This window comes from Streptomyces griseorubiginosus (assembly GCF_017614965.1).
In the GTDB taxonomy this organism is placed as follows: domain Bacteria; phylum Actinomycetota; class Actinomycetes; order Streptomycetales; family Streptomycetaceae; genus Streptomyces; species Streptomyces griseorubiginosus_B.
On sequence record NZ_WVUG01000306.1, the window covers coordinates 1 to 10436 of the forward strand.

Consider the following 10436-nt stretch of genomic DNA (forward strand, 5'->3'; position numbering starts at 1 on the left):
GCCCCCGCCCCCGGCCTGGACCGGCTCCCCGAACTGGTGCAGCAGGCGGCGAGCGCTGGACTGACCGTCGACGTCGAAGGGACCCCGCCCCGCCTCGCGCCCGGCACGGACCTCGCCGCCTTCCGCATCGTCCAGGAGGCGCTCACCAACGTCGTACGGCACTCCGGTTCGCGGCACGCGCGCGTGCGCCTCGAGCACGACCCCCGGACGCTGCGGCTGCGCATCGACGACGACGGGCCGGCGACCGGCGCGGAAGCGGGCGGCAGCGGCAACGGGCTGGCCGGGATGCGGGAGCGGGCCGCCGCGCTCGGTGGCACGATCGAGGCGGGCCCGCGTCCCGGCGGGGGCTTCCGGGTGCTCGCCGAACTGCCCCTGCGGACCAAGGAGGACGACCGGTGATCCGCGTACTGCTCGCCGACGACCAGTCACTGGTACGGGCCGGCTTCAAGGCGCTGCTGGACGCGCAGCCGGACATCGAGGTGGCCGGCGAGGCCGCCGACGGCGCGGAGGCGGTGCGTGAGGTCCGCGAACTGCGCCCGGACGTCGTCCTGATGGACATCCGCATGCCCGCGCTGGACGGCCTGGCCGCGACTCGTGAGATCAACGCGGACCCGGCGCTGCGGGACGTGAAGGTGGTCATGCTGACCACCTTCGAACTGGACGAGTACGTCTTCGAGGCGATCCGCTCGGGTGCCTCCGGCTTCTTGGTCAAGGACACCGAACCGGCCGAACTCCTGCGCGCCGTCAGGGCGGTGGTCGAGGGCGACGCACTGCTGTCCCCCGGGGTCACCCGCCGGCTGATCGCCGAGTTCGCCGCCCGTTCCAAGGAGCCCGCGGCGGCCGACGCCCTTGCCGGGCTCACCGAGCGGGAGAGGGAGGTGATGGCCCTGGTCGGCATCGGCCTGTCCAACGAGGAGATCGCCCGCCGCCTGGTCGTCAGCCCCTTGACCGCGAAGACCCACGTCAGCCGCACGATGGTCAAGCTCGGCGCCCGCGACCGGGCCCAACTGGTCGTGCTGGCCTACGAGTCGGGGTTGGTGCGGCCGGGCTGGCTGGGCTGAGCCGCACGCCGGAACCGCACCAGGACACTCACCACCCGCACGACGAAGACGATCGGCGCGAGGGTCAGGCCCACCCGCAGCAGCACCGCCGACAGCAGCGGGGGGCAGACCGAAGAGCAACGCCGGACCGGCGACCGCCCCGAAGACCACCGCCGCCGCGAACACCGCGCTCACCAGCGCGTACCCGACCTCCACGATCGTCGCGTCCTGCTCGGCCTTGTTGCGCCGTCCCCCGTGACCGTCCATCCGTCCAGTACACAGCCGTGCGTCCGGCGGGGCAACCAACTCCCGCCGGACGCACACAGGGAGATGAGACATCCCCCTGTCCCCCTAGTCGCGTGCGGGCACGCGCTCCGCCTCCAGGGAGGTGGACCTGGCGACCACGACCGACTGCTGCCCACGGCGCGTGCGCAGGCCCGAGAGGGTGATCAGCAGGCCGGCCACCGCGACCGCGGTGACGACCACGAAACCGGGCCGGTAGCTGTCCAACACCGCCTGGGCCGTGGCGTGTTCGGGGGCGCCCGCGGTCACCACGGCCGTCACCACGGCGAGGAAGATCGCGCCTCCCACCTGTACCGAGGTGTTGAGCAGCCCGGAGACCATGCCCTGCTCGTGGTCCTCGACCCCGTTGGTGGCCTGGATGTTGAGGGAGGGGAAGACCAGCGCGCAGGCCGCGCCGATCAGCAGCATCGACGGCAGGACGACGGCCGCGTACACCGGGTCGAGGTTGATGCGCAGGAACAGCGCGTAACCGACGACCATCAGCGCGAACCCCGCCGCGATCAGCCGTTGGGTGCCGAACCGGTCGACGACGGAGCCGACCTTCGTCGAGGACACGGCGACCAGCGCGCCCGCGGGCAGGAAGGCCAGCGCGGTGTGCAGGGCCGACCAGCCCAGCAGCGACTGCATGTACAGCGTCGTCAGGAACTGGAAGCCGACGTACGAGCCGAAGAAGGCCACCGCGCCGAGCTGTGCGCGGATCTGGCTGCCGGAGCGCAGCACGCCCAGGCGGATCAGCGGGCCGGGTGAGCGCCGCTCGACCAGGACGAACACGGTGAGCAGCACGGCGACCGCGAGGAAGGACAGCAGCGTGCGGGCCGAGGCCCAGCCGGCCTGCGGTGCCTGGACGACGGTGAACACCAGCAGCAGCATCGACGCGGTGCCGATGACGGCGCCGGGGACGTCGTAGCCGTTGTGGTCCTTCTCCCGTTCGCTGCGCGGCAGCAGCTTCAGGCCCGCCAGCAGCGCGATCAGGGCGATGGGCGCGGGCAGCAGCATGGTCAGACGCCAACTGGCCTCGGTCAGCAGGCCGGAGAGGACCAGGCCCATGGAGAATCCGGTGGCGGCGCAGGTGGTGTAGATGGACAGGGCGCGGTTGCGCAGCGGGCCCTCGGCGAAGGTCGTGGTGATGATCGACAGGCCGGCCGGCGCGGTGAAGGCGGCGCTCAGCCCCTTGATGAAGCGGCTGGCGATCAGCAGCGGACCCGAGTCCACGAGGCCGCCGAGCAGTGAGGCGAGGGCGAAGACACCGAGGGCGACCAGGAAGACCTGACGCCGGCCGAGCAGGTCGGCGGTGCGTCCGCCGAGGAGCAGCAGTCCGCCGTAGCCCAGGATGTAGCCGCTGACGATCCACTGCAGGGTCGAGGTGGACAGGTCGAGGTCGGAGCCGATGGACGGCAGGGCGACGCCGACCATCGAGACGTCCAGCGCGTCCAGGAACATCGCGGCGCAGAGCACCAGCAGGGTGCCCCACAGCCGGGGGGTCCAGCGGACCGTCGAGGCGTCCGCGGAGGTGGTGAGCGGAGAGGTCATGCCCGAGACACTACATGCGCATGCATCGAATGCAAACGCATTTAATGCCGGTGCAATAAATTCGGTTCTCTGCTACGGTGCGCGGATGGCGGCGAAGAACCCCGAGCAGGCGCTCGTGGACCAGTGGCGGGACATCCTGGCGCTCCATGCGCGCACCCAGTGCGAACTGGACCGCGCACTGCACCAGCACGGCCTGTGCGCCAGCGACTTCGAGGTGCTGGACGTGCTGTCGGGCGAATCCTGCGCCTACCGCGTCCAGGAGATCGCCGAGCGCGTCCACCTCAGCCAGAGTGCCCTGTCCCGCCTCATCGCCCGGCTGGAGAAGGACCGCCTCGTGGAGCGCGCGATGTGCCCCGAGGACCGACGGGGCGTCCGGGTCGCCCTCACGGAGAAGGGGCGCGCGCTGCACGGCGCGGTACTGCCGGTGCAGCGCGCGGTGCTGACGCGGATGCTCAGCTCCAGGTGACGGCCGACCTCTCCCGCCACAGCGCGGCGACGGAGTCGTCCCCGCCCACCTCCGGGAACGCCTGCCGGTTCCACAGTGCCGCGTACAACCGCGGGGCGGGCCCGGCCACTTCGCAGTCGGCGGCGCCTTCCGCGCCCCGCACGGTCACCGGCGGCTCCTGAGACAGTCGTACGGTCCACACCGCTCCGTCCGCGTCCGTCGCCCGCACCCGCAGCACCCGGGGCGGGTCGCTGCGGACCCTGCTCTTGCCGCGCGCGTGGAAGCCGCACAACAGCTCGTCGATGCCGTCCGCCGCGAAGGGAGCGGAGATCCCGGACGGCGTACCGCCCCGCGCGGACTCGGCGTCGAGCCGGTGCACGGTCGTCTCGTGCGCCTGCCGCCGGGCCCAGAACGCCAGCGGCGACGGCGCGGGCAGGAAGTGCCAGCACTCCACCCCGGGCGGGGCGGAGGCGAGGGTGTCGACGAGGTACCGGTGCCCCTCCCGGAACCAGTCCAGCAATGCGTCGCCGTCGAGGTCGGGCAGCCCGCCGTCAGGGTGGTACGAGGTGTGCCCCTCGGCGACGAAGGCGGCTGCCCACCGGTGCACCATCCCGGTGTGCCGCACCAGGTCCCGCACCTGCCAGTCCGGACAGGTCGGCACCTTGGCGTCGGTCCCGGCCGCCTCGGCGGCCGCCGCCAGCAGCAGCCCCTCCCGGTCGAGGATCTCCACGAACTCGGCTGTCTCCATGGGGTGAGTGTGCCGGACGCCGTGATGGCGGGACCACCGGGCGGGTCGGCCGTTTGTGCGAACCGCATGCGGGCGGCCGAGGCACGGCCGATGATGGGGGGATCCGGCCGTCACGCCCGCCGAGCCCAGGAGAGCGATGCCGTCATGAGTTCCTTCTCGCCCGGCTTCCGCGGACGCGCCCGTTCGCTGGCGGACCGGCTGCCGCCCGGGCAGTACCCGACCGAGCAGTTCCCGGTGCTGTCCGCCGGCCCGACCCCGCGCGTGTCCACCGACACCTGGACCTTCACCATCACCACCGAGACCGGGGACACCCACTCCTGGACCTGGGCGGACATGATGGCCCTCCCGCAGCAGGAGACGGTGACGGACATCCACTGCGTCACCCGCTGGTCCAAGTTCGACACCCCGTGGCGGGGCGTGTCGCTCGACGCGTTCTTCGAGGACGTGGAGACGGCCGCGGACTTCGTCACCGTCGACAGCCACGGCGGCTACACCACCAACCTGCCCCTGGAGGACCTCCTCGACGGACAGGCCTGGATCGCCCACTCCTACGACGGCTACCCCCTCTCCCCGGAGCACGGCGGCCCGGCCCGGCTGCTCGTCCCGCACCTGTACTTCTGGAAGTCCGCCAAGTGGGTCCGCGGCCTGCGGCTCACCCATGAGGACGAGCCCGGCTTCTGGGAGTCCGTCGGTTACCACAACTACGGCGACCCATGGCGTGAGCAGCGCAACTGGGGGGACTGAGCATGCGCATCGCCTGGCGCCGGGCCCGGCTCGAGGGGCGCCACCCGCAGACCGCCACCGCCCGCTCCCTGATCTTCACCGTGCCGGGCTGGCCCGGCCACCTGCCCGGCCAGCACGTCGACGTGCGGCTGACGGCCGACGACGGGTATCAGGCCGTACGCAGCTACTCGCTCGCCGCGTCCGCCGACGGCGACCGCATCGAGCTGGGCGTGCAGCCCGTGCCCGGCGGCGAGGTCTCGCCCTACCTCGCCGACGAGCTGCCGGTGGGCGCCGAAATCGAGGTGCGCGGCCCGCTCGGCAACTGGTTCGTCTGGCGTTCGGAGCAGACCGAACCGGTGCTGCTGGTCGCGGGCGGCTCCGGGGTGGTGCCGCTGATGGCGATGATCCGGGCCCACCGGGCGGCGCGGTCGGTCGCCCCCTTCCATCTGCTGTACTCCGTGCGCACGCCCGCCGAGATCTGGTACGGCGACCAGCTGACCGACCGCGGCCCCAGCCTCGACGTGCATCTCCTGTTCACCCGCCAGGGCCCGCCCGGCGACAACCGTGCGGTCGGCCGTCTCGCCCAGGCCGATCTGGAGAAGCAGGCCGCCCGTCTCGAGGCGACCAGTCCCGTCTTCGTCTGCGGTCCCACCGCCTTCGTCGAGACGGCCGCCGACCTGCTCACCGGCCTGGGTCTCGACCCCGCCACCATCCGCACCGAACGCTTCGGCTGACCGGAGGCCCCCATGGCAGACGACACCGCCCATCTCGACGGCAACTGTCTCGCCGGACCGCTCTCGGAGATCCTCTCCGTGGAGGCGACCACGGCCTGGTGGCGCTGCCCCGAGTGCGCCCGCACCGGCCCGCTCGCCGGACTGCACGTCTACGGCCCCGACCCGGGCCTCACCGCCCGCTGCCCCGGCTGCGCCCACATCGCCCTGCGCCTGGTGCGCGACGGCGACCACATCTGGCTGAGCCTGGGCGGCGGAACGGGCGCCTTCCGCTTCCGCACCGCTTGACGCGCCTGCACCAGGGGCGGCGGATCACCGTGCGTTCGGCGCCGTGAGCACCGGGTACCCGGGGCCTCCGCGAATGATCGGGAGGTGCCGCCGTGGACGCTACGGGCGACCGGATCGCGGACCCACGGGGCGAACGGACGCCCTACGAGCGGGGCACCGCGTGGGCCACCCGTACGGACATCCGGCTGCGCCTGGGCGTCGGCGAGGACGAGGTGGAGCGATGGGTTCCGTCCGCGTCCCTGCTGCACCCCGACGGTGACGCCATGGACATCGCGGTGCGGGACGGCCGGATCGCCGGGGTGCCGGGGCGCGCGGTGGACCGAGTCAATCGCGGACGGCTGGTCCCCAAGGACCGGTACGGCCGGCAGGCGGGAGCCTTCCCGGGCCGGTTGACCCGGCCCATGGTCCGCGAGGGCGGCCGGCTCGTGGAGTGCGAACCCTGCGCGAAGAGGCCGCCGACACCATCGGCCGCCGCTCCCAGCCCGGGGTGCTGCTTACGCGCGAGCTCCAACTGGCCACCTCCCGCCACCCGCAGACACGCCGTCAGATGCGCCGGATCGACACGATGATCAGGAACCTGTCTCCGCAGCTGCTCACCACCGTGGGCGTCGGCAAGGAGTGAGCGCTCGATGACCCGCGAACTCCCCGTGCTGCGCACCCTCGACGAGGTCGCCGACCTGGTGCGGCGCACCCCGTGTCTCTTCGTGCGCTGGTCCCACGGCCCCGACGCCGACCGGGAGTTGTCCGAGAGCCGCGACGCCCTCACCGGCATCCCCATGTCGGGCCTGTCCGCCAACCCGCTCGCCGTCGAGCCCTGGTGGGAGGACCGGCCCGTCGAGCTGTGGGTGGCGCGCCGGCTGTACGACTACTCGCATCTGCCCCGCGACAAGGGCGAGGGCGTGCGGCCGTGGATCCTGCGGGGCCGCGTCCAGGGGCGCGGCCCCGACAACGAGCCGCTGGTCGGCGACGTGGAGCCCGTCGGCTGGATCGACGACCAGGTCATCAACGACGCGGTGTCCGCGGTGGTGGAGCAGGCTGGACCGTGGGGGCCCATGCGGCGGGCGGAGACCTGAACCGCGGGCGGCGACCGTCGCTACGACCGCCCGCCGAACTGCCAGTCGTGGACCTCCACGTCGGCGTAACCGCCCGGGGACAGGACGGCGCGGGCCGCGTCCCGGTCCGGGGCGCGCAGCAGCACCGCCGTACCCAGCCAGGTGGCGCCGTCGTCGGACAACAGGGGGCCGTAGGCGATCAGTTCGTCGCGCTCGGCGGGCGGATCGAGGTCGACGGCCGGCCCGGAACCGAGGCCGAGCACCAGGTACCGGTCGCCCCCGGTCCGGCCGCCCGGGAACTCCCACATCGTCCGCCCCAGCACATTGCGCCACCGGCGCAGCAGCACGTCCCGGTACACGCCGGCCTGGTGGTTGGGCTCGTCGAAGGCGAACGCGCGGGCGGCGGCGGGATCCGGCAGATCGAGGATGTGCACACTTCCGGACGGCGCGTCGCCCTCACTCGGGAAGGTCGGCCCGCGAGCGATCATCTCCTTCGCGTACCCGTCCATGTACGACCAGTGCGCCTGAAGCAACTCCTCGCGCAGCGCCGCCGATCCGGCCCGGTCCCGGTGATAGCAGAAGAACTCCATGCTCCGGGACTCTCGCCGACACACGGGCACATCTCAACCGGCTTTTGCCGTGACGGCGTCTCGCCGGGGAAGATCAGCGGCTGACGTGGCACGGTGGTGTCATGACCATCGAAGTGCGTCCGGCCTCGGACTTCGCGGACGTCCGTGCCGTGATCGGCCCGAAGTCGCCCACGGCGTCCGTCTGCTGGTGTCTGAGCCATCGGATCCCGTCCAAGCTGGACAAGGAGCTGCGGGGGACGGCCCGCGGGGAGTACGTGGCCGGTCTGTGCCGCTCGGTGCCGCCTCCCGGCGTGCTCGCCTACGACGGCGACGAACCGGCCGGCTGGGCGGCCGTGGCACCGCGCGCCGACACCACCTACGCGCGCAGCCGCCAGATCCCGCACCTCGACGACCTGCCGGTCTGGTCGCTGTGGTGCATCCGGGTACGCCCGGGCCACCGCGGCAAGGGGCTCTCGCACGCCCTCATCGCCGGCGCCGTGGACTTCGCCCGCGACCACGGCGCCCCCGTCATCGAGGCGTACCCCCTCGACAACGGCGACGCCATGGTCGACACGACGATGGCGTACGCCGGTATCAGGAGCAACTTCGAACGCGCCGGCTTCGTCCACGCCGCCGACACCACCTCGGTACTGGCCGGCCATCCCCGCGTCCTCATGCGGCTCGACCTGCGTCAGAGCTGATCCACGGTCTCCCGCAGGCGGGGGAAGAGGGGGTGCGCGGGTGGCAGGGTTTCGCCGGCCGCGGTCAGCTGAGCGGTGATCCGCGCGGCGGATCCGGGGATGAAGGGGTGCAGCTCCTCGGCCAGGGTGCGGCATGCCGTGATCAGCGCGGCGAGGACCGCGTCGAGGCGTTCGCCCGCCGCGGTGTTGCCCTGCCGTTCCGCTCTGGCCAGCTCCCAGGGGCGGGTGGCGTCGACGCAGCGGTCGGCCTCTTCCACGATGGTCCACACGGCCTCCGTGGCACGGCGGAAGTCGAAGTCGGCCAGCGCGGCGTCGATCCGGCCGGGGGCCTGTCCGCAGACGTCCAGCAAGGGCCGCACGGCATACCGGTCGGCGCCCAGGGAGGGCACCGCTCCGCCGCGGTAGCGGTGGACCATGGTGACGACGCGGTGGACAAGGTTGCCGAGGCCGCCGGCGAAGTCCGCGTCGGCGCGGGCGACGAGCCGGTCGGGGGTGAAGTCGGCGTCCCCGACGCGGGGGACCTCGCGCAGCAGCCACCAGCGCACCGCGTCGGTGCCGTACGCCGCGGCCAGTGCGGCCGGGTCGACGGTGGGGCCGCCGGACTTGCTGATCTTGCGGCCGTCGACGGTGAGGTAGTCGTGGACCAGGATGTCGGTGGGCAGCGGCAGCCCGGCCGACAGCAGGATGGCCGGCCAGTACACGGCGTGGAAGCGGACCACGCCCTTGCCGACGAGGTGGGTGCGGTGGTCGCTCCCCGCCCACCAGCGGGTGCAGGCGGGGTCGTCGGTGCCGTAGCCGAGGCTGGTGACGTAGTTGCCGAGTGCGTCCCACCACACGTAGACCACCTGGCCGGGATCGTCGGGCACGGGGATGCCCCAGCCGCGGGCGCGGGTACCGGCGCGGGAGACGGAGAAGTCGCGCAGTCCGCCGGCGATCAGGGCGAGGACCTCGTTGCGGCGGGCGGCGGGTTCGATGCGCAGGTGTCCGCCGGCGATCAGGTCGTGGAGGCGATCGGTGTAGCGGGACAGGCGGAAGAACCAGTTCTCCTCCGCGACGCGCTCGGGTTCGGTGCCGTGCTCGGGACAGCGTCCGTCGAGGAGTTCGTCGGCGGTGCGGAACTGCTCGCAGCCGACGCAGTACAGGCCCTCGTACGCCGTGCGGTACAGGTCGCCCGCCGCGGCGCAGCGGCGCCACAGCCGCTCCACGCCGACGCGGTGGCGCGGGTCGCTGCTGGTGCGGATGAAGTCGTCGAAGGACAGCGCCAGCGGGCCGCGCAGGGCGGCGAACGCCTCGGCGTTGCGGTCGACCAGCGTCCGCACGTCCACGCCGGCCGCCTCGGCGGCCAGGACGTTCTTCAGGGAGTTGTCGTCGGTGCCGCTGAGCAGTCGCACCTCGTCGCCCCGGTGGCGGTGGTGCCGGGCGAGCGTGTCCGCCTGCACCAGTTCCAGGGCGAAGCCGAGGTGCGGGCGTGCGTTGACGTAGGGGATGGTCGTGGTGATGTAGTGCCGTCGTGTGGTCATCGGTCCTCCTGCCGGTGGCGGGGCCGGGTCCGCACAACGCGTCGAGGCCCCGTCCCGGGGCCTCGGATTCGGTACGCGTCCGTGCTCAGCAGCCCCGTCGGCGGGGCATCATCCGGTACTGAGCAGAAGGCGTGATCATGGCGTCGACCGTAGCAATGACGGCTTGCGGTGCGCACCGGGTTTTCCGGCGGCGGGCAGGGGGGTGCCGGTCAGCGCTCCGCCGCGCGTCGGGTCACGGCTCCGATGGCCGCCGCCGTGGCGGCCAGCACGGCCACGCTGGTGAGTGCGGCGGGGAGGGAGAACCAGTCCGCCATGAAGCCGATGGCGGGCGGTCCCAGGAGCATGCCTCCGTAGCCGAGGGTGGACGCGATCGCGACCCCCTCGGGACCGGCGAGCGTACCGGCGCGTTCCACGGCGACCGGGAACAGGTTGGCGAGACCGAGGCCGGTGATCACGAAGCCGACGAGTGCGAGCCACAGGGCTGGGGCGAGCGCGCCGAGCAGCATGCCGGCCGCGGCGGTCGCCCCGCCCGCGACCAGCGTGCGGGTGCGGCCCAGGCGTTCGAGCAGCCGGGTCCCGGTCAGCCGGCCGATGGTCATGGCCAGCGCGAAGCAGGAGTAACCGACGGCCGCGACGCCCGCCGCCGCGTCGAGGTCCTGCTCCAGGTGCAGGGCGCTCCAGTCGGCCAGCGCCCCCTCCCCGTAGGCCGTGCACAGGGCGATCAGGCCGAAGGTGATCACGAGGGGACGGGCGGTGGTCCCCGCGCCGCGGGGGGTGGATGTGGCC

Annotated in this window: 13 protein-coding genes and 2 pseudogenes; 9 read left to right on the forward strand and 6 right to left on the reverse strand. The window is 72.9% G+C overall.

What is annotated here, in order from left to right; translation table 11 throughout:
* Both GRC12_RS36365 and GRC12_RS36370 read left to right on the forward strand, forming a co-directional pair.
* Positions 1-399: sensor histidine kinase (locus GRC12_RS36365; protein WP_244374316.1), on the forward strand; the 399-nt coding region annotated here is incomplete at its 5' end.
* Complete coding sequence (locus GRC12_RS36370) at positions 396-1061, forward strand: response regulator (RefSeq protein ID WP_208784329.1); 666 nt, start codon at positions 396-398, stop codon at positions 1059-1061. The genes GRC12_RS36365 and GRC12_RS36370, both read left to right, overlap by 4 nt.
* On the opposite strand, the pseudogene GRC12_RS46025 reads toward GRC12_RS36370, so the two are convergent.
* Both GRC12_RS46025 and GRC12_RS36375 read right to left on the reverse strand, forming a co-directional pair.
* A pseudogene (locus GRC12_RS46025) lies at positions 1022-1307 on the reverse strand (DUF6332 family protein). The gene GRC12_RS36370 and the pseudogene GRC12_RS46025 overlap by 40 nt on opposite strands.
* A gap of 84 nt (positions 1308-1391) precedes the next feature.
* Positions 1392-2873 (reverse strand): MFS transporter, encoded by a 1482-nt coding sequence (locus GRC12_RS36375; protein ID WP_208784331.1) that lies wholly within the window; start codon positions 2871-2873, stop codon positions 1392-1394.
* Between the two features lie 85 nt (positions 2874-2958).
* Here GRC12_RS36375 and GRC12_RS36380 point away from each other — a divergent pair, with 85 nt between their 5' ends.
* Positions 2959-3339 carry a MarR family winged helix-turn-helix transcriptional regulator gene (locus tag GRC12_RS36380; protein WP_165955227.1) on the forward strand — a complete coding sequence of 127 codons (381 nt, stop codon included), beginning with the start codon at positions 2959-2961 and terminating at the stop codon, positions 3337-3339.
* Here the strand turns inward: GRC12_RS36380 and GRC12_RS36385 are convergent.
* Positions 3326-4066, reverse strand: a complete 741-nt coding sequence (locus GRC12_RS36385; protein ID WP_208784334.1) for a maleylpyruvate isomerase family mycothiol-dependent enzyme — start codon at positions 4064-4066, stop codon at positions 3326-3328. The two genes, GRC12_RS36380 and GRC12_RS36385, sit on opposite strands and share 14 nt — an antisense overlap.
* Before the next feature lie 144 nt (positions 4067-4210).
* Here GRC12_RS36385 and GRC12_RS36390 point away from each other — a divergent pair, with 144 nt between their 5' ends.
* The 5 genes and pseudogenes from GRC12_RS36390 (at position 4211) to GRC12_RS36410 (ending at position 6881) form a co-directional block, all read left to right on the forward strand.
* Positions 4211-4810, forward strand: coding sequence for a molybdopterin-dependent oxidoreductase (locus GRC12_RS36390; RefSeq protein ID WP_208784336.1), 600 nt, complete (start codon positions 4211-4213; stop codon positions 4808-4810).
* 2 nt (positions 4811-4812) lie between these two features.
* On the forward strand, positions 4813-5523 hold the full coding sequence (locus tag GRC12_RS36395; RefSeq protein WP_208784338.1) for a ferredoxin reductase: 711 nt from the start codon (positions 4813-4815) through the stop codon (positions 5521-5523).
* A gap of 12 nt (positions 5524-5535) precedes the next feature.
* The gene (locus tag GRC12_RS36400) at positions 5536-5808 is read left to right on the forward strand and encodes a DUF6510 family protein (protein WP_208784340.1); all 273 of its coding nucleotides are present in this window, start codon (positions 5536-5538) and stop codon (positions 5806-5808) included.
* 92 nt (positions 5809-5900) lie between these two features.
* Positions 5901-6245 (forward strand): annotated as a pseudogene (locus GRC12_RS36405) (nitrate reductase); the annotation flags it as partial.
* A gap of 192 nt (positions 6246-6437) precedes the next feature.
* Positions 6438-6881, forward strand: a complete 444-nt coding sequence (locus GRC12_RS36410) for a DUF6098 family protein (protein WP_208784344.1) — start codon at positions 6438-6440, stop codon at positions 6879-6881.
* A 20-nt stretch (positions 6882-6901) separates the two neighbouring features.
* Here GRC12_RS36410 and GRC12_RS36415 read toward each other — a convergent pair whose 3' ends face one another.
* Entirely contained in the window at positions 6902-7450 is a 549-nt protein-coding gene (locus GRC12_RS36415; protein ID WP_208784346.1) for a YciI family protein, read from the reverse strand.
* A gap of 101 nt (positions 7451-7551) precedes the next feature.
* Between GRC12_RS36415 and GRC12_RS36420 the strand changes: the two genes are divergently transcribed.
* Complete coding sequence (locus GRC12_RS36420; RefSeq protein ID WP_208784347.1) at positions 7552-8130, forward strand: GNAT family N-acetyltransferase; 579 nt, start codon at positions 7552-7554, stop codon at positions 8128-8130.
* Here the strand turns inward: GRC12_RS36420 and GRC12_RS36425 are convergent.
* Together GRC12_RS36425 and GRC12_RS36430 are read right to left on the reverse strand one after the other, a co-directional pair.
* The gene (locus GRC12_RS36425; RefSeq protein WP_208784348.1) at positions 8121-9650 is read right to left on the reverse strand and encodes a methionine--tRNA ligase; all 1530 of its coding nucleotides are present in this window, start codon (positions 9648-9650) and stop codon (positions 8121-8123) included. The two genes, GRC12_RS36420 and GRC12_RS36425, sit on opposite strands and share 10 nt — an antisense overlap.
* Before the next feature lie 209 nt (positions 9651-9859).
* A partial coding sequence (locus GRC12_RS36430; RefSeq protein WP_208784349.1) for an MFS transporter occupies positions 9860-10436 on the reverse strand: 577 nt, incomplete at its 5' end.